The organism is Nitrospira sp., from assembly GCA_029194665.1.
GTDB lineage: Bacteria > Nitrospirota > Nitrospiria > Nitrospirales > Nitrospiraceae > Nitrospira_D.
In genome coordinates, this window is sequence record JARFXO010000001.1 from 485089 (window position 1) to 504213 (window position 19125).

Here is a 19125-nt window from a genome sequence, read left to right on the forward strand (position 1 = left end):
ACAGCCGCTCTAAGGGGTAGCGCCAAATTCCCCCACGGTGCTCAGCTCCACGGAAAACTGCTTTTCACAGTGCGGACATTGAGTGCGGACGTGGCTGCCACCGCTTTCATTGATTCGCCGATAGAGATCCTGCAAATATGCCAAATCGGCGGCAAACAACCCTTCCATCATTTTTGGATTGATATGGTCGAGCGTCCCGAGCCTGGTCACCACCCGGGAAAGCAGGATGATCAACAGATACCCCGGATTCGCATGCACTCGCGGGTCTTTCAATGGAATAATTTCGTCGTAGGCTGTGGCCAGACGCATCACTCCTTCTTTATGCATTCCTCCGGCGGCATCCACATAGCCGACCGGTAACGTGAATGGAAATTCGGTCTGTACCATTGGGGTCTACGCTTTCTTCAGCTCCTCATGAGTGATTTCCAAGGTTTCAACAGCCACCGCTGTCCCGGTCGCATTCAACGATGGACCGGTCCATTTTGACGGCCATCCTCCCAAAAAATTCCAACGAACCTTCTCGACACCGGCTTCGTTCAGCAGAATGATCGATCCGTTCTTTCGTTCCGTCTTGCCGTCGACAACGGTCTTGCGCCATTTCCACAACTCATCGGAGTCCGTGATCCCACGTTTGAGCGTGAGGGCGGTATATTTATGCAGTCCGCTCAACTTTCGCACATGATTAGGATCGGTACCTTCGCGATAATCGACGGGGTCCGTGCTGGAATCCAAGCCGCTACACTCCTGAAAGCCCGCTTGGGTAATCCCGTCGATCTCGACCATGAAATTAAAGTCACGATAGGGATCTGTTCTTGCTCCTGTCGCCATAAGCACCCTCCTTATCCGGTTGATTGCGGTCGCCGACCGCCGCTACGTAAGCTCGATATCTCTCGGCAGCTCTCTGCTCCCAAGACGATGAATGATCCGCAGGACGACAAACTCAGCGGGAGACCTCGGAGCCAAGCCCATTTCTGTGACGACCATTCCCGCTTCACGAACATCGGGTGGGTTGGTTTCCTCATCACATTTGATATAGAAGGCTTCTTCCACCGTTTGTCCTCGAAGTCCACCGGCACGCCATAAACCGACCAAATAGGTTCCGAGCTCCCGCCCTATACGCACCCACAAACGCCGGTCGTTGGTTTCAAACGTGGCCCATGTCATATTCTGATCGATCCAGCGACGCACGGTGAGAATCAGCCTGCGCACGTTGATATACCGCCAATTGGGATCACGGCTGAGTGTGCGCGCACCCCAGACACGAATCCCCCGTCCCGGAAATGCCCGCATGACATTGATGCCTTCTGGATTGAGTTCACCTTGCATCCGGTTGTCCACGGAAACTTCCACGTCCAGCACACCCAATAGTTCCTCGTTCGCCGGCGCCTTGAACACTCCGACTTTGGCATCAGTCTGCGCCACAATGCCCGCAACGTGACCACAAGGAGGCACAAACCGTCCATCCGATGTTTTGAGCCAGGGATAGTACAAAGCTCCGTTGATCGGTTCTGCCTGCCCCAGGCCAAGAGTGTGTCGTTGGGCGAGTACCGGGACGTCCGTCGCCCCATCCTGTAACGCATCCAACAGCGCCAGTCGGTTGCCGTGCGTCGCGCAGTGAATCAACGCGTCGGATTGAACCCGCATCACGGCCTGCGTGTCCAGCCTGGCATTCGGCTGTTGCAAGAGCATGGCATCGGGCACTGCGACGAGATCGAGATCGTTCAACGGTCCCAACGCCTTGATTGCATCCTTCAACGATGCCTCCCGATCTTTTTTCAGATCGGGGTCCGCGAGCACCACATAGCAACGAAGGCCTCCGTTTTGAAAGAACCCCGACACGGCATCAGCTAAATAGCCGCCGGCTCGGCCGTCAGGCCGCGTGACGAATTCAGCCTGGCGGTGGATGGAGAAGGGAATATTGATGGTGATTTCCTTCTTCACCCGGTCATCCGCAAAGCCGACAAACCCCGGGACGCCGGTCGGCAGTTTCGCTTCCGGCTTAAGGAAGACCTCTTCCCGATAGACCCCAGGACTTTGATAGAGCGATGCCATCCGGGATTCCGCCTTACTTGCCTTGAGCCACGGCCTGGCTGATACGGAAAATCACAAACTCCGCCGGACGGACAATGGCCACACCGATTTCCGTCACCACTTGACCCAGTTCACGCAGCTCGGGGGGGTTGGTCTCCGCATCGCATTTGACATAAAATGCTTGCTCCGGTGTCGTTCCGAACAGCGCCCCTGAACGCCAAACATTCGTTAAAAAGGCTGAGACATTCCGGATGATTTTCTGCCACACCGCAGTGGTGTTCGGCTCAAACACAACCCATTGCGTCCCCTCACCGATGGACTTTCGCAGGAACAACAAGGTTCGCCGCACACTGATATACTTAAGGTCCGCATTCGCGTCTCCGCCGACCGTTCGCCCTCCCCATACCAAAATGTTGTCGTTGAGCGAGCGAATGCAATTGACGCCCTTGGGATTCAGCCCGTCTTGATCGGCTTTGCTCAATGGTTGTGTGACGTTGAGCACGCCGAGAATGGCCTCATTGGCCGGTGTCTTGTGGACACCACGTTGCGTATCCACACGCGCATAGATACCCGCCAAATGCCCGCTGGGAGGAACTGCCAAGGCTCCATCCTCATTAGGCTTCTGCAATTTGGTGGCAGGATCGAACGCCTGAATCCAAGGGAAATACCAGGCCGCAAAATCGGTCTTCTTGGGCATCAGGCCGGCATCAGCAGCTGTCTTCGTCAACTTCGTTAAATCATCGGTGGTCGACGGACCGTCGAGAATGGCAAACCGATCAGCTGTTTGGAAACAGTGTGAGACGATCATGTCGCGTGAGGCATCGTCGGTTACACCGGGAGCAGCGACAAGTGCGATTTCATCAATCGCCGAAAAAGCCCGCAGCGCATCATCCAGTTCCGCACTATCCTTGATCCGCACGACAAAGCAGCGACTCCCCCCGTTGTTGAAAAACCCGTACACCGCGTGAGCCAAACGGCGGTGTCCTTCGTCAATCGCAGGACTTGGATCGGCGGTTTTGGGACCAGCTGAATCACCCACCAGACCGCCGAACGCTTGTGTGAACTGCGTCCAGTTGGTAATCAGCCTCGGCATCTTGCTCAACGTCGGCAAAGAGAAGTCAACGAACTTGGTGGCGGGCGCTTCGTCTTCGGCGACGAGATGAATCTTGTCCGGCACGATCCCGATAAAACCGGCCGTACTTGTGCTCACACCGGCGATTGCCTTAATGGCCGACGGCACTTCTTCAACATACACACCTGGTGAGAGATAGCTTGGCATAGGTCGTCCTCCTTGTAGGGCTGGTAACTAGGGCAACCGCACGTCGTAATTGTCTTGAGCCGATGCTGGAACCGTAATACCGACTTGTTTTATTGCCGCATCTTTTTGAACGCGCAAGGTATACGCACCCGCCCGCATCATTCTGATGTGATAGCGTCCGTCGACATCTGTGGTCGCGGCCATATTACTTTCGACGAGTACGATCGTCGCGTCAGTCGCAGGGCCTCCTGTCGCATCTGTGACCCGCCCGCTGATACTGAAGAGTTCGAGCCGAGTGGCCGGCTTCATTTCCTCTGCTTCGAGTGAGGTCCGCTCACCCACGTGAAGCACTTCGGTCATCACAAGGGGGGCGGTTACCGGCATGAACGATTGCATTGCAATCGTGACCGTCACCGTGATGGATGGCCGGAGATGGTTCCCAATAGCTGCCCAAAATTCATGAGGGTCCTTCAACCCGTCGGATTGTGCAGTGATCATCGGTAGCGGTGGCTCTTGCCCGACAAGACTTCCCTGCAAGAAAGAGGCTGGAATCGTTGGATATTGTGAAAGCGCCATCAATACCTGGCTGAGTATCCGCTGCTCCTGCAGCGCCGGTTCTTCTCCCCCGACGGGCCATGCCGTGATGAGGTAGGAACAGGCCACGCGCTTAGGTGATCGGACCATGGTCGCTTGTCCCTTGTTCCGCTCAATGATCGGTTCGTTACTCCGCAGCTCCAGGTTCTCGCGAATATCGTAGAGAAAGACATCCACCGTCAGCTGCGTGGGAGCAAACGGCGCCGCTGGGTGGTCGAAGACGATTCGTGCCGTCTTTAAGGGGTCCGGAAGCTTCGAATCTTCCAAGATCTTTTTCAATGTCAGACTCAAATCACGAATCATGCCGCGATGCGACTCCTGCCTGACTCCACACTGCATCATTCCACGTTCGACCTAACTTTTGATGCTCACGCCGGGCCGCCTGTATAAGGTGAGACATCCTGATCATCCCACCGTCGCCTGCGGCATAGAAGGCGGCGGCCAGCGAGATATTCTTAATATTCCCGCCCGCCAACCTGACCTCGCGCGCCAGCAAGAACAAGTCCACGTCACTTGCCAACGGCGCTTCGCGCGGGAACATGATTTCCCAGATGTGTCGGCGATGCATCTCATCGGGAAAGGGAAATTCCACGATCACCTGCATTCGTCGGACAAAGGCCTCGTCCATATGTTGACGCACATTGGTTGCAAGGACGGCGACACCTTCGTATTCTTCCATTTTTTGCAGGAGATACCCGACTTCAATATTGGCATACCGATCGTGAGCATCCCGGACTTCCGTTCGTTTGCCGAAAAGCGCGTCTGCTTCATCGAAAAACAAGATCGCATTGGTGCGTTGGGCGGCGGCAAAAATCCGATCGAGGTGTTTTTCCGTTTCTCCGATATATTTGCTGACCACTTGTGAAAGATCGATCTTGTATAAGGGGAAATGGAGTTCCCTCGCGATGATTTCTGCCGCCATTGTTTTCCCTGTTCCCGGCGGGCCTGAGAACATGACATTCAGCCCCTTACCCATCGAAAGCTTGCGATCGAACCCCCACTCGCCAAAGACGATATGCCGGTGCCGACCCTGCTCGGAAATTTCTTTCAATTGCGCCAGTTGATCCGGCGGCAACACAATGTCGTCCAAGGTGTGTTTCACATCGACCTTCCGCACCAACTTCGACAAATCCCGCCCGGACTGCGCGCAGGCGGCGGCAAAGACCTCCTCCACCGTAGCGTGGGACCTAGCGGAAGAAGGCGGGGCATCGTCGGATCGGACATCGGTCCGCCACTGGGCGGCATTGGAAGCCGCTACCACTGCGTCCGAGATTTGATCCGGCATCAACCGGAACCGGCTCGCCAGCGCGTCCACATCAGAGACACCGAGTGGGATGCCTGCGATCTCCAGATTGTGGCTCCAATGGGCACGGCGTTGGGCAAAGTCCGGCATTCCGACGGGGACAGCGATCACACCGGCTGGGCCGCTCCCGGAAGGTATCCAGGGTTCGCCTCCCGTTAGGATTGTCAGGCCTTCAGCTTGGGCAAGCACCTCCACAAATCGCTGGTACTGAAGGATCCGGTCAGGCGCGCAGAGTACATCTACACCGTGAATGCAGAGAATCGCCTCGTGCAGCATCGCGTCGCGCAACGCCAGTTTGAACAGTTGTTCAAGATCCGCTCCAGAGCCCAGAGCCCGCGCCACATCCAGCACCAACAACGATGCCCCCATGCAACCGACCAAGACTTCAACCGTGTGAAGCGTCCAGGCACTGCCTGGTCCATGGAAATAGAGTGTGACGGACCGCTGGACATCGAGCGATCGGCGAATCACCGTCAAGAGCGTCTGTTGATATGCGGCCTCTTCCTGCATATCCGCCTGTGAACCGGCTCGAAAGGCTCTCTCTGTGAGAATTCGACAATAGGGGACCAGCCGTGAGTCCAGGCGCTCTTGCCCCAGCAAGAAATTGGTGACCTGCTCGTCGACTGTCAGGTAGTGGCTCAGCAACGGCGGCTGAGGTTGATTCGGATCAGGGATCAATCGGAGTAGATTGTGGTGGAGCAGCGGAGCGGTAGATGAGAAATGCTCCCGCCGCTCGAGCTTGTCTTGGACGGTGACACAGAGGAGATTCAGCGCCAGATCAACGGTCGGCCGACGTCGACTGATGTCGTCCTGCAGATAGGCGTATAGTTTCTCGTAACGCAGGTCGAACTCCGGCGCCAACGCGATAAACAGGACGGCGATATCGAAGGGGGAGAGGCGACAGGCTTTCGCTAATCGAGAGAAACCGGAAGGCAGCGGCAAATGCTCTGGAAGCGTCTGAGGCCTGTTGTGCCCGAACAGCGGCTGGCTGGGTGGTTGGGCAAGGAGTAGATCAACGTCACGCGGCGTGATGTAAAGACCCCGGAAGGAGTCGTTGGCTGATTCCGTTCCGTCGACCCCCTGTCCGGCCGACAGCGCGCACCGAATGCGTTCGTCCACCCAATTGAGCCATGGGAGCAGCTGAGAGATGGCTTCCGACTTATTTATCGAAGACCGGTTTGAACCGGCGGTTTCCTTGAATCCTACGGCCTGGGTGTTCGACTCGCCGGCGCTCATTCTCGGCCTAACGACTGATAACCTGCCCACTGATTCGCTCCCATATTGATTCCTCAACATCCTGTGCGCCACTCCGTTGAACCTCGTCATTTCCGTGCCGGTTGGTCACCCGGAGGGCCTTGAGACAAGAAGGCTCACTTTCGGAATCGTTACGGATCATCTGTGCCATGCATGAAATAACCGAGGCCGCACCTTCGCTCCATTCCTGAGCACGCAGGTTATTATGGAGCAGGAAATCGAAGGCCCCATGGCCGATCTCGAAGCACTTCGCACAGCGCCTCTCGAACTGAGCCTGAATCCCATAAATTGTGCCTCTCATATATTATCGTAATGGCACACTCTTATAAGTGGTCTATCGTACACGTCGATGGCTCAGAACACCTGATCCACATTTCTTTTCCTTGACAGCACATTCAGTGCCAGCCGTACTCTTAGTACCAACCTTCGCCTCTCCCATCGATCGCCGCACGCGCAGTGCATGAATGCCCTATCACAAGATCACAAATGACATGCGGGATCCTGGTATTGGTCTTGACCCGAGCTAATTCGCAAGGGCGTTGTGTGCGTAATCGCTCGTACTCGGGGAATACTTAGATGCACGCACCAGACGCAATTTCTCTCCTGGCCGCCGAAGTAAAATCAAAGCCGATGCCCGCTCGATTCTGCATCTGTGCTTTCGGCAAGGTCCGACGCGCATTCACTTGTTTCAGAAGATCGATTATTTCGACACCGGCAGGAATCAAAGCACTGTCACAGGAGATCTGGCCTTCCTTGAGGTGATCACAACACTATGTCCCTGTAGGTTCTGAATGCGAAAGTCATCCATTCCCCTGACATGATGGTATTGGACATCATCGATGGCAATAATCCTGGATTCCACAGTTGATGGGTAGATGGGTAGAGTGGTCGAGTAGAAGGCTCAATTATCGTAGGGGCATAGGAGAATTGGCATGCGAGGCCATCGTCACCCCGGATCGCCGCTCGGCCCGAAGGTCGGCTTGACGTTGGCCGATCATCCCATCACCGTGTGGGCGGGAGTGATCTTGATGCGACCGCACTTCGAATGATGCTTCTGGCGCGTGGCGTTCGCCGTCGGCGAGAAAAGTATCGTTTGATATTTATAGTTGAGGCAGACGGGTGGCCAATTCGCCCGCTGTTGCTCCTAAATCGTCCTTATGACGATCTTTCAGGGATGGTCCATCTTTATGGATAGACGTCACCGCTGTCTCTGAGTGGTTAGTATCCGAGAGAGGGAAGCGATGTTTCCTGTTACTCTTGGCTCTGGCTCAGTTCGGCCTCAATTTTGGCCACCCTCTCGGCTGCTTCCTGATGACCCTCCTGCGCCGCGAGCCTGTAAAACGCGAGCGCCTTCTTCAGATCCTTTAGCCCTCCCAAACGGCCAGATTCAAGAGCTTTCCCTACGCGGTACGCAGCTTCGCCATCTCCCTCTTCGGCTTTCTCTGAGTCCGACGCATAGTCCTGAGCGGCTTGAGGATTCAATGGCCGTTGCATCTGTGCCCGTACATTGCAGAGACCTCCGCCCATTAGTAGAGCGGATAGCGCTACCAGCGAGATCGTCTTAATGTTTGTCATGGCAGCCTCCATAGCTGTTGCAGAAAAATCAAACGCGCATAGCTCTTGTAGAAAATTCAAAAGCACCTCATCTGCTTATTCAAGACACTGGTAAAATTTGTCTTACTCGTTGCGAAGCTTGATGCAAAAAACATTCAAACTTTACCAGTGCTTTGTTCAAGCCTACTGATAGCTGATTGCAGATAGTACGCAAGGCGGGCGAGCTTTTAAGCAATAGCTTGCGAGATCATTTGTTCGGTGTGCTGGAAAGCCAAGTGTCAGTGGGGGTGGATAGGATTGAGCTTTCGGAAGTCGTCATGGCGAAAGCAGTGAGATACAGCTGGAGAAGGTGCCGTGGGTGGCGGCATGCGATTCATATCGCGCGTTATGGTCGCACGCAGCCAGGGGTACCGATTCGGCTAGCGCCAGGATTCATCGCATTACGGCAAACTGACAACGCTTATCCCTTCTATAATCACCGCTCGTCCGATAACGGGGACAGGCACCGCCTGGTGGCGGAGCCAGCCCCCTACACGCCTGCTTCCTTCAACACTTGGCCCGTATACGACCGCTTCGACTTGGCAATTTCTCTCGGCGGTCCCTCCACCACAATCTCACCGCCGCGATCTCCACCTTCCGGCCCCAGGTCGATGATCCAGTCGGCATTTTTGATCACGTCTAGATTGTGCTCAATCACCAGCACGGTATTTCCTGCTTCGACGAGCCGATCCAGCACATCCAGCAGCCGCTGCACATCGGCGAAATGCAGACCAGTCGTCGGCTCATCGAGGATATACATCGTGCGACCTGTTGCTCGCTTGGAGAGTTCGCGCGAAAGTTTAACCCGCTGCGCTTCGCCGCCGGAAAGTGTTGTCGCCGACTGGCCGAGCTTCACATAGTGCAGACCGACATCGTGTAGAGTCTGAAGTTTCGCCTTGATCAACGGGATATGTTCGAAGAACTCCAACGCATCGTCCACCGTCATATTCAGCACATCGGCAATGCTTTTCCCCTTATGGAGGATTTCAAGTGTTTCGCGGTTGTATCGTTGCCCCTTGCAGACCTCGCAGGTCACATAGACATCCGGCAGGAAATGCATCTCGATCTTGATGAGTCCGTCGCCCTGACAAGCCTCGCACCGCCCCCCTTTTACGTTGAAGCTGTAGCGCCCCGGCTTATAGCCACGAACACGTGATTCCGGAAGATTCGAATAAAGATCACGGATGTACCCGAACAAGCCCGTGTAGGTTGCGGGATTCGACCTCGGCGTCCGGCCGATCGGCGATTGATCGATATCGATCACTTTGTCGAGCGCGCCGACGCCTTTCAATTCTTTGCACCCATCGATCTTCGGTTTCTTGTGGTACAGCAGCTGCGAGAGTGAGTGGAACAGGACCTCGAGCACGAGTGTGCTCTTCCCTGATCCGGACACCCCGGTCACACAGGTGAAGAGTCCCAGCGGAATGCGCGCGGTCACATTTTTCAGATTATGCTTCTGTGCTCCAACTATCGACAGCGTCCCCCGCTCTTTCCGTTGTCGTTGCGGCACTGACACAGTCTGAACGCCACGCAGGTACTGGCCCGTCAGCGAATTGGGATCGCCCATGATCTGTTGAGGCGTCCCTTGCGCGATCACATGGCCGCCATGCGAGCCGGCGCCGGGTCCCATGTCGAGAAGATGATCGGCGGCCTGCATCGTCTCCGCATCATGCTCAACAACCACCACCGTGTTGCCGAGATCCCGTAGTCTCAGCAACGTCTGCAACAACCGGCGATTGTCGCGCTGATGAAGTCCGATCGAGGGCTCGTCCAGGATGTACAACACGCCGACCAAGCCGGACCCAATCTGCGTCGCTAAGCGGATCCGCTGCCCTTCGCCTCCGGATAAGGTCGCCGCAGCTCGATCGAGCGTCAGATAGTCCAACCCCACATTGACGAGAAAGCCGAGCCGTTCGCGTATCTCTTTCAGAATCCGATGCGCGATGACCAGTTCTCGATCGGTAAACTTCAGCGACAGGAAAAACTCCGCCGCAGCACGAACCGAAAGCCTGGTCACTTCAGCGATCGACTGCTTGGCGAGTTTAATCGACAGACTTTCCGGCCTCAGTCTTGCCCCATGGCAGACCTGACAAGGTTCCAATAGCGTGAAATCCTCTTCCTCTTGATCACCCGGCATCATGGCAGAGCCGATCCCATCGCAAGCCGGACAAGCTCCGTGTGGGCTATTGAAGGAAAATATCCGTGGGGTGACTTCCGGATAGCTCACACCGCAGTTGATACAGGCCAGCTTGTCACTGTAGAGCCTCGTTCGAGCGTCTTCCGTTAGGACCCCGACCAAGCCCCCGGTCAGCTTGACCGACGTTTCGACGGAATCGGCCAGTCGCCGCATGAGAGCATCGCCTGGTTTCATCACTAGCCGATCGACGATGATTTCGATCGTGTGTTTCTTCTGTTTATCAAGGGCAATGTCTTCGCCCAGATCGACAATCTTGCCATCGACGCGAGCGCGGACATAGCCCGCCTTTCGCATCTCCAGCAGTTCCTTCCTGTATTCGCCCTTTCGCCCACGCACGATCGGCGCCAGAATCTGAAACTTTTCCCCTTCCGGCAGCGAGGCAATCGCATCGACCATTTGCTGGACGGTCTGCGCGGTGATCTCTTCTCCGCATTGGAAACAGTAGGGGTGCCCGACGCGGGCAAAGAGCAGCCGAAGATAGTCGTAGATTTCCGTGACGGTGCCGACGGTAGAACGGGGATTATGGCTCGTGCTTTTCTGTTCGATGGAGATCGCGGGAGACAGGCCTTCGATGGAATCGACATCAGGCTTGCCCATCTGTTCGAGGAATTGCCGAGCATAGGCTGACAATGACTCGACGTACCGCCGCTGACCCTCCGCATAGATGGTGTCGAAGGCGAGGGAGGATTTCCCCGACCCACTCAAACCGGTGATGACCACCAGCTTGTCGCGCGGAATCTCCACGTCGATATTCTTGAGATTGTGTTCTCGCGCGCCCTTGATGATGATGGAGTTGCCCATGGGGAAATGGATTATAGCATGCGACTTCGGACGGCTACCGACGCTTGCGCGATCTGCGAGGAGTCCGATCGAGCGCTTCACCCCAGTGAGTCAGAAATGCCGTCACGAACTCATGTTCTTCAGCCGGCGGTACAGCCAATCTCGCCAAGGCCAACGACACGGTCAGCGCGATGTGGTACCCCTCGGAGCGGGACGCGACGGCTCGGCGATAGGCAGGATGGGTATCGTTGATGACGACGGTCGATTCGACAAGACGCCCGAGGTCCAGATCTCCCTCCAATGATTCGAATCGGATGCTGAGTCCATAACGGCCGGGCCGAGAGCGTCCCTTGGCTCCCGGAACGACGGCGACGCCCGGAGAAGGTTCCTGTTGAGGGAGCGGTTCATCATTCACCTCTTCGACCGGCGCTTGGATTTCAGTCGGTTCCTGGAGTGCCTCATCAGGGGAAATAGCCTCCACTGGGACTTCGGCCTGAGTCATAACCGATAGTGCAAGCAGTGCCTGCCCGTCTTCGGCGGAGTCCGATTGCTCGATAGGCAATCGCTTCTGACCTCCGGCTCGTCGCTCGACCAGCGACGCCAGCAGCGGAAATTCTTCCGCCAGCTCCACCAAGACGGTTTCCAGGTCTCGTTCCATCGGCCGTACGGCTCGCCGGTTCGCCTTATCAGCGGATTCCCTGATATCGCCCCAATGAGCCAGTTGCTGCGAGACCGCCTCCTGAATCGCCTTGCGATACCCCAGGTACAGAGCGCCCCGCGAGCCGACGCGGACGAAGTCTCCCTTGTTAAGCGTGAGGGCGGCGGCGAGGGCCGGCGCTTCGATCATCCCGGCCATTCTGTCTGGCGCAGCCGGCGTGAGGCCAAGCCAATCCCATCCGCGCTTAATGACCTTGCCGAACGTACTAATCGCCATGCCGCGCTGGTCATCCGGGACCGGTGTCTCGTGCCGCGTCAGGTAGCCGACTGCGGTCGGCCTGCGTTTGCGCGCCAAACACACGGCAATTCGCGATACCTCGACGCCACGGGCATGATGGCGCGCCAACACTCGACCGTTGACCTCGAAGTGAAACCCTTTCGGATAATGTTGGCTCAGAATCTCGTCGAACTCCGGCTCAAGCAACGGTTGGTACTGCCGCCGCAGCGTCCCTTCGAGATAGCCTTCGTCCAGAAGCGGCGAGAGCGCGTTGTGCAGTTTCAGCTGTACCGCCGTGCCGCGATCGTGCACCAACCCCGGCGGAGGAATCCATTTCCACGGCGCCTTGTGCCGTCCAGCCAAGTGCCAGAGGCTCGCCACATGTTCCTTGCCGCGCCTGGTTTCGGTAACGACGTCTTCACAGACCAACAGACCAAGCTTGATTCCGACTCCGGCGAAGCCGATGCCATGCCCCCGTGTCTTCGTGCTGGCGGCCAGATCGTGGTAACGTACAAGGTCTCTTCGTCTCATCCCCGATCCGTCATCCACGATGGTCAGAGTTGATGACGCCGGGTCCGTCTTCAAATGGAGGCAGGTGGCGCCGGAGTCGAGTGAATTGGCCACCACTTCAGTGAGGATGGTTTCTTCGAGCGCGCCGGGATAGGCATCGCGCAGGTCTTCGAGGAGATGTTGGAGGTCAACGCGTGTTTCGCCCAAACCCTGGTCCTTTCTCAGAAGAGCGGAGTGACGGAAGGGGCAGTATCGGAGGGAATGGGCATCACGTCAAGGGTGCATCGTCAGCACTGCCGTTGCGAGGCAGAATTATTGCGCGACTACTTTCTCAAGTTGTGTACGGATTGGTCATGGCCGGAAGAACTTAGGAAGCCGGCGCTCTGAGAGAGGTTGCTGAAATATCGTCGCGAGCAATTGCTCCATTCCGCTACGCTTCGATTCGGGAGACGAACTGAGGTGTCGAGCATACCACGGAAGCCCAGGGCTGTCTTACCTTGACAAAGCTTGAAACCGGGTGCTACCACGATCGCATGGTGAAAACCGACCATCCTCCATTGGCCAAAGAGTCCCAGACGCCAGCCAAGGTCGTCTCGACATGGTCCGGCCAGGCTCGCGAGGATGCGGTGCAGCGGATGTTCACCGCCATTGCGCGGGTCTACGACCTGAATAACACGCTGTTGAGTTTCGGTCTGCATTACCATTGGAAGAAAATGACCGCCTCCTTCATTACTCCGGTGGGACGAGGAACGGCGCTCGATGTGGGATCCGGAACAGCCGACCTCGCCCTCCTTGTCGAATCGCGCATGGGACCCAAGGGGCGCGTGATCGCATCAGATCTGAACCACGCCATGCTGGTGGAGGGTTTCAAGAAGATCGGGGGTAAAGGCCTCACCGACAAGATCACCTGCCTCCAGGCAAGCGCGGAACATTTGGGATTTGGAGACAACACCTTCGACGCGGTCACCACCGGTTTCTGCATGCGGAACGTCGGAGATTTGCCGGGAGCCGTGAAGGAGATCCGCCGTGTGATGAAACCCGGCGGCCGCTTCGTGTGTCTGGAATTTTCGCGTCCGGTGTTCGGTTGGTTGCGAACGCTCTACGATTGGTATTCCTTCAAACTGCTGCCCTGGATCGGCACCATGGTCGCCCGCGACCGCACCGGCGTCTACGAGTACCTTCCAGCGTCGATCCGGACGTTTCCCGACCAAGAACGGTTGTGCCAGATCCTACGCGATGCAGGGTTTCGTCAGGTGTCGTACAAGAACCTCAGCGGTGGAATTGTCGCTATTCATGTAGCGACCAAATAACAGTGCTCAAGTCCACCGCCGACAATGACGACATCATAGTCGGCATTCTGGGGAGCTAGAGCATCACTGGCACTCAGGATCGCACAAGCCTGTCATCCGTCTGCGCAGACAACATCTCACTCGTAGGGACATCGGCATGCACGGCCCGAAACATGCCAAAGCGACACAGCCCTGCCCCAAATGCCAGATGCATTAACAGGAACGTGGGCACTTCCCGCAATGATTTAATGAACCCGATCACGCCAAACCGAACAATCCCATCTGGACGGACCATTCCCTGCCAGATGGAATCGAACCACGAGGGTAAAGTTTCGGCAGTCCAATCCGCTGTGGTCACTTCACCCGCCACCAGTCCGGTTGCCTCCAGTAATTCTGAAAACTCTTCAATGCTGGCAAATGCTGGATGAGACCACTGATCCAGAAGTTGTCGCATCACTGGCTTTTCCCAAAAATTGAGTGGGACCCGGCGATCGTCCCGCTGATTCCAATCGGCAACAACCAGAATTCCACCCGGTTTCAGAACGCGCATGAGCTCTCTGGCAAATTGTGCCTTATCCGGCATGTGCGGTCCTGCCTCGACCGACCAGACCACATCAAAACTGGCATCGGGGAACGACAGTGCCAGCGCATCATCGACCTGAAAGTGAGCATTCACCTCTGGGGAGGTCAGTTCTTGAGCACGTCTGACTTGCTGAGGGCTGAGGGTGATTCCTGTGACAGCAAAGCCATAATCCCGAGCCAGAATACGACTGCTGCCGCCGATGCCACAGCCCACATCTAAAACCGTCGTACCGGAAGGAAGCTTGTCTAACCCACCCCAACGCACCATTTCATGCACAAAGTCTGACTTGGCTTTGCGAAAATCCTTTTTACGGGGTGGAGAGCCGTAGTGTCCCAGATGAATATGTTCGCCCCAGTAGAACTCTAGAATGCCGTCATTCGTCCAGTCATCATAGGAATTGGCGACAGAATCGGCAGACTGATATTTGCGGGGAAAGAGCAAGTACAGCACTAATCCAATCAGCGGTAAGACCAGGAGAAGGACAATCGCCACTATGAAAATGTTCATCATATCGAATGCCTGGATTAACGTGATTTCATTAACATGTATGGACACTACAAAGAACGTGAGACGAGTAATCTAGAAAACACTCACCCCACGCTCTGATGCGCCTACAGAGGTGAAAAGTGGCGTAGATTAGCCTCGGAAATGCTGCTAAGTCAATGCGAAGGGGATGGGAGTCTCAGGCGAACCTTCATTTTTGGGGAGAGTGATATGAGCTTTCTCCTTTTCCCGGTTCTGGCCATCACTATTGGATGGTAAGCATGTACTTACTCTAAACCACCAACCCGACGCTCTTGACACTCATACGATTCGACTATAGACTCCCGCCCGTGCTGGTTCACTGAATTCCAGTGAGCAAAAGGGAACCCGGTGGAAATCCGGGGCTGCCCCGCAGCGGTAAGCGAGAACGACTCCACAAAAAGCACTGGCCATTCCGGCCGGGAAGCGGTGGAGAGAGGAAGCCGGCGACAGCCGAAACGCTCGCGAGCCCGAAGACCTGCCAGCACCCGGTGACGGAGAGACAACCGAAACCGGTTCGACCTGGAGCCTCGAGGGAGGACCGTAGGTCTGAGCTGGTTCGGATTTTCTTCCTTCCTTCCGTTCCTGGTTCACGACCAACTTCTCCCAACAGTGTGCTGTTATCGCCCGCGGGGGTGGTGGTCGGGCCAAGAATCGCGCTGAACTCTCTCACGCGTCTCGGCTGACACTCACTCCTCGCGATCTTTCCGCAAAGGATGATCCTTTGCGCAACCAGTGAGCGAGGAGGACATTCATGGCCAGTGAATCAGTCGAGAGCATCGATAGCCCTGCCGTCGCATCTGAAACGCTTATCTCCGAAGACAGTACAACCTATGACGATTCCTCCCAACACACGATGCGGGTGAATAAACGCAATGGCTCGACAGAGCCGGTCGACGTCATGAAGATTGTCCGCGCCGTGGAGCGGTGTTGTGGAGGACTTTCCGACATCGATCCGCTCCGCATCGCGACCAAGACCATCAGCGGTCTTTACAATGGGGCGACGACCCGCGAGCTCGACCGGCTCTCGATCCAGACAGCCGCCGCGCTCATCGTGGAAGAGCCTCAGTATGCCCGGTTGGCGGCACGCCTGCTCGCCACCTATATCGACAAGGAAGTTCGGAACCAGGAAATTCACGCGTTCTCTCAGTCCATCGCGGCAGGACGGCGACTGGGATTGATCAACGAGCGCGTGCACGAATTCGTCTCGCAAAATGGCCGTAAGTTGAACGACGCACTTGATTCGAAGCGCGACAGGGAGTTCGAGTATTTCGGCCTTCGCACCATCTATGACCGCTATCTGCTCAAGCACCCGGTGACCCGGCAGGTCATCGAGACGCCGCAGCAATTCTTTCTTCGCATTGCCTGTGCCCTCGCCGAGACGGTCACGGATGCGGTCGAACTATATCGACTGCTTTCGTCGTTGGAGTATTTGCCCAGCTCACCGACGCTCTTCAACGCTGGAACAAAACACGAGCAACTCTCGAGCTGCTTTTTGCTCGATTCGCCGGATGACCATCTGGAACACATCTATCAGCGGTACACGGACGTTGCGATGTTGTCGAAGTTTTCCGGAGGAATCGGCCTCGCCTACCATCGTGTCCGGTCGCGTGGGTCCCTGATCGAAAGTACGAATGGACATTCGAATGGGATCATCCCCTGGTTGAAGACGCTCGACGCGTCCGTTGCTGCCGTCAACCAGGGTGGAAAACGCAAGGGAGCCTGCTGTGTCTATCTGGAGCCGTGGCATGCCGATGTCGAAGAGTTTCTCGAACTGCGTGACAACACGGGCGACGAGGCCTGCAGGGCCCATAACCTGAACCTCGCCAATTGGATTCCCGATCTCTTCATGAAACGTGTGGAGGCCGACGGCGAGTGGAGCCTCTTCGATCCAAAGGTCACGCCGGACTTGCCCGATCTCTATGGAGAAGATTTCGAGCGGGCGTATGAACAGGCGGAGCAGGCCGGGCTTGCATCGAAAACCGTCAAGGCCCGTGATGTTTACGCGCGGATGATGCGCACACTGGCGCAGACCGGCAACGGATGGATGACCTTCAAAGACAAGTCCAACCGCGCCTGCAACCAAACTGCCATGCCGGGGCGGACGGTCCATCTTTCCAATCTCTGCACCGAGATCCTCGAAGTCACGTCGCGCGACGAGACGGCTGTCTGCAACCTTGGCTCGATCAATCTCGCCCGTCATACAATGACTGAATCCGACGGAAGCCTGTCATTCGACTTCGACAAACTCGCGCGAACCGTGCGGACGGCCGTCCATCAACTCGATCGAGTCATCGATCTCAACTACTATCCCCTCGCCGCAGCAGGATCATCGAATCGCCTGTGGCGACCGGTGGGCCTCGGGCTCATGGGCTTACAGGATGTCTTCTTTCAGATGCGGTTGCCCTTCGACGCACCGGATGCGCGCGCACTGTCGGCGCGGATCGTCGAGGATATCTACTTCCACGCACTGTCCGCATCGGTGGACTTGGCCATCACGAAGGGACGCCATCCGGCATTCGAGGAAACGAGGGCTGCACGAGGGGAGTTGCAGTTTGACGCCTGGGGGGTCGAACCGAAAGACTCAAAACGTTGGGATGACCTGAGAGCCAGGATCCAAACGCACGGACTACGAAACTCATTGCTCGTCGCCATTGCGCCGACGGCGACTATCGCCTCGATTGCGGGGTGCTATGAATGCATCGAACCCCAGGTGTCCAATCTGTTCAAGCGCGAAACCCTTTCCGGCGATTTTTTGCAGGTCGATCGCTATCTGGTGGCGGATCTCAAAAAGCTCGGTCTTTGGAACGACGAGATCCGCACGCGCCTCAAAATCGCTGAGGGGTCCGTGCAAGGGCTCAATGAGTTGCCGGCCGATCTACGCGCCGGCTACCGGACCGTGTGGGAGATTCCCATGCGTTCCCTCATCGATATGGCGGCCGACCGTGGCGCGTTCATCGATCAGAGCCAGTCGTTGAATCTGGTTATCGAGAATCCCAACATCGGGCAGCTCTCGAGTATGTACTTCTATGCGTGGAAGAAAGGACTGAAGACGACCTATTACCTGCGCTCCCGCCCGGCGACCCGCATTGCGAAGGCGACGGTCGATTCCGCCGATCAGGCCTCGCCACGAGGCGGCGGGCGGCCTGCCGGGGACTCCACATGGACCCCTGCGACGCCGCGCGACGGAGGAGTGGACGACGTGACGTGCTCGCTTGAAAATCCTGGGATTTGCGAGGCCTGCCAATGAGCCATGTCAAACGGCCTGCTCGCCTCCTCGATCCCGGTATGTGTCTGACACTGCGTCCCATGGCCTATCCGGTGTTTTTCGAGATGTACCGCGCCGCCATCAAGAACACCTGGACCGTGGAAGAGGTGGATTTCTCCACGGACGTCGGCGACCTGCGCACGAAGATGAGTACCGCCGAGCGTCACCTGGTACAGCGGCTCGTGGCCTTCTTTGCCACCGGCGATTCCATCGTGTCGAACAACCTCGTGCTCAATCTCTACAAACACATCAACGCACCCGAAGCGCGGATGTACTTGTCGCGTCAACTCTATGAAGAAGCTCTGCACGTCCAGTTCTACGTGACGCTGCTCGATACCTACGTGCCCGATCCCGACGAACGGTTCTCAGCGTTTGCCGCCGTGGAAACCATTCCGTCCATCCGCAGGAAAGCGGACTTTTGTTTCACCTGGATGGACTCCATTCAACGGCTCGATGCGCTGGATTCTCGCGAAAATCGCAGCCGGTTCTTGCACAACCTCGTGTGCTTCGCCGCCTGTATCGAGGGACTCTTTTTCTTCGCCGCATTTGCCTATGTGTACTTTCTCCGCTCGCGCGGACTTCTGCACGGACTCGCGAGCGGCACCAATTGGGTGTTTCGCGACGAGAGCGCCCACATGGCCTTTGCATTCGAAGTCGTGAACCAGGTACGGCGCGAAGAGCCGGATCTGTTTGACGAAACATTCGAAGCCCATGTCGGTCGGATGATGGACGACGCGGTCGCCTGCGAGAGCGCGTTCGCGGAAGATTTGCTCGGCGGCGGCGTGGCAGGGCTTTCGCTGCGCGATGTGCGGCGATACCTGGAGTTTGTAGCGGACCAACGGCTGACGACGCTTGGTCTCCAGAAGCGATACGGAGCGAAGAATCCTTTCGCATTCATGGACCTCCAAGACGTCCAAGAAGTCGCCAATTTCTTCGAACGGCGTGTATCCGCCTACCAAGTGGGGGTGACAGGAGACGTGGCCTTTGATGCGGCATTCTGAAAATCCGG

At 56.6% G+C, this 19125-nt stretch carries 13 protein-coding genes and 1 riboswitch; of the genes, 3 read left to right on the plus strand and 10 right to left on the minus strand.

The genetic code is table 11. From position 1 onward, the window contains the following. Positions 1 to 9: 9 nt before the first annotated feature. From P0119_02295 to P0119_02335, 9 genes are all read right to left on the minus strand, one after another. Entirely contained in the window at positions 10 to 387 is a 378-nt protein-coding gene (locus tag P0119_02295; GenBank protein MDF0664886.1) for a hypothetical protein, read from the minus strand. A 6-nt stretch (positions 388 to 393) separates the two neighbouring features. Beyond that, positions 394 to 828: a phage tail protein gene (locus P0119_02300; protein ID MDF0664887.1), complete on the minus strand. Its 435-nt coding sequence runs from the start codon at positions 826 to 828 to the stop codon at positions 394 to 396. 42 nt (positions 829 to 870) lie between these two features. Continuing rightward, a complete protein-coding gene (locus P0119_02305; protein ID MDF0664888.1) occupies positions 871 to 2052 on the minus strand; it encodes a phage tail sheath subtilisin-like domain-containing protein in 1182 nt (393 codons plus the stop codon). A 13-nt stretch (positions 2053 to 2065) separates the two neighbouring features. After that, entirely contained in the window at positions 2066 to 3310 is a 1245-nt protein-coding gene (locus P0119_02310; GenBank protein ID MDF0664889.1) for a phage tail sheath subtilisin-like domain-containing protein, read from the minus strand. A gap of 27 nt (positions 3311 to 3337) precedes the next feature. After that, on the minus strand, positions 3338 to 4186 hold the full coding sequence (locus P0119_02315; GenBank protein ID MDF0664890.1) for a Pvc16 family protein: 849 nt from the start codon (positions 4184 to 4186) through the stop codon (positions 3338 to 3340). After that, on the minus strand, positions 4176 to 6452 hold the full coding sequence (locus tag P0119_02320; protein ID MDF0664891.1) for an ATP-binding protein: 2277 nt from the start codon (positions 6450 to 6452) through the stop codon (positions 4176 to 4178). The genes P0119_02315 and P0119_02320 overlap by 11 nt, the downstream gene beginning before the upstream one ends. Before the next feature lie 1239 nt (positions 6453 to 7691). Continuing rightward, a complete protein-coding gene (locus P0119_02325) occupies positions 7692 to 8015 on the minus strand; it encodes an SEL1-like repeat protein (protein ID MDF0664892.1) in 324 nt (107 codons plus the stop codon). Positions 8016 to 8523: 508 nt separating this feature from the next. Further along, positions 8524 to 11031, minus strand: a complete 2508-nt coding sequence (gene uvrA / locus P0119_02330) for an excinuclease ABC subunit UvrA (protein MDF0664893.1) — start codon at positions 11029 to 11031, stop codon at positions 8524 to 8526. Between the two features lie 34 nt (positions 11032 to 11065). After that, a complete protein-coding gene (locus tag P0119_02335) occupies positions 11066 to 12661 on the minus strand; it encodes an ATP-binding protein (GenBank protein ID MDF0664894.1) in 1596 nt (531 codons plus the stop codon). A gap of 290 nt (positions 12662 to 12951) precedes the next feature. On the opposite strand from P0119_02335, the gene P0119_02340 reads away from it, so the two are divergent. After that, complete coding sequence (locus P0119_02340; GenBank protein MDF0664895.1) at positions 12952 to 13764, plus strand: class I SAM-dependent methyltransferase; 813 nt, start codon at positions 12952 to 12954, stop codon at positions 13762 to 13764. Between the two features lie 73 nt (positions 13765 to 13837). On the opposite strand, the gene P0119_02345 is transcribed toward P0119_02340, so the two are convergent. Next, entirely contained in the window at positions 13838 to 14836 is a 999-nt protein-coding gene (locus P0119_02345; protein ID MDF0664896.1) for a methyltransferase domain-containing protein, read from the minus strand. Between the two features lie 310 nt (positions 14837 to 15146). Then, a riboswitch (cobalamin riboswitch) is annotated at positions 15147 to 15349 on the plus strand. A gap of 253 nt (positions 15350 to 15602) precedes the next feature. On the opposite strand from P0119_02345, the gene P0119_02350 reads away from it, so the two are divergent. Together P0119_02350 and P0119_02355 are read left to right on the plus strand one after the other, a co-directional pair. Continuing rightward, positions 15603 to 18098, plus strand: a complete 2496-nt coding sequence (locus tag P0119_02350) for a ribonucleoside-diphosphate reductase subunit alpha (GenBank protein ID MDF0664897.1) — start codon at positions 15603 to 15605, stop codon at positions 18096 to 18098. Further along, positions 18095 to 19117, plus strand: a complete 1023-nt coding sequence (locus tag P0119_02355) for a ribonucleotide-diphosphate reductase subunit beta (GenBank protein MDF0664898.1) — start codon at positions 18095 to 18097, stop codon at positions 19115 to 19117. Before P0119_02350 ends, P0119_02355 begins: the two co-directional genes overlap by 4 nt. Positions 19118 to 19125: the final 8 nt, after the last annotated feature.

Coding starts and splice junctions, on each gene's coding strand:
- P0119_02295 (MDF0664886.1), bottom strand. CDS start 387: ATGGTACAGACCGAATTTCCATTCACGTTACCGGTCGGCTATGTGGAT.
- P0119_02355 (MDF0664898.1), top strand. CDS start 18,095: ATGAGCCATGTCAAACGGCCTGCTCGCCTCCTCGATCCCGGTATGTGT.
- P0119_02315 (MDF0664890.1), bottom strand. CDS start 4,186: ATGATTCGTGATTTGAGTCTGACATTGAAAAAGATCTTGGAAGATTCG.
- P0119_02350 (MDF0664897.1), top strand. CDS start 15,603: ATGGCCAGTGAATCAGTCGAGAGCATCGATAGCCCTGCCGTCGCATCT.
- P0119_02345 (MDF0664896.1), bottom strand. CDS start 14,836: ATGATGAACATTTTCATAGTGGCGATTGTCCTTCTCCTGGTCTTACCG.
- uvrA (MDF0664893.1), bottom strand. CDS start 11,031: ATGGGCAACTCCATCATCATCAAGGGCGCGCGAGAACACAATCTCAAG.
- P0119_02325 (MDF0664892.1), bottom strand. CDS start 8,015: ATGACAAACATTAAGACGATCTCGCTGGTAGCGCTATCCGCTCTACTA.
- P0119_02305 (MDF0664888.1), bottom strand. CDS start 2,052: ATGGCATCGCTCTATCAAAGTCCTGGGGTCTATCGGGAAGAGGTCTTC.
- P0119_02300 (MDF0664887.1), bottom strand. CDS start 828: ATGGCGACAGGAGCAAGAACAGATCCCTATCGTGACTTTAATTTCATG.
- P0119_02310 (MDF0664889.1), bottom strand. CDS start 3,310: ATGCCAAGCTATCTCTCACCAGGTGTGTATGTTGAAGAAGTGCCGTCG.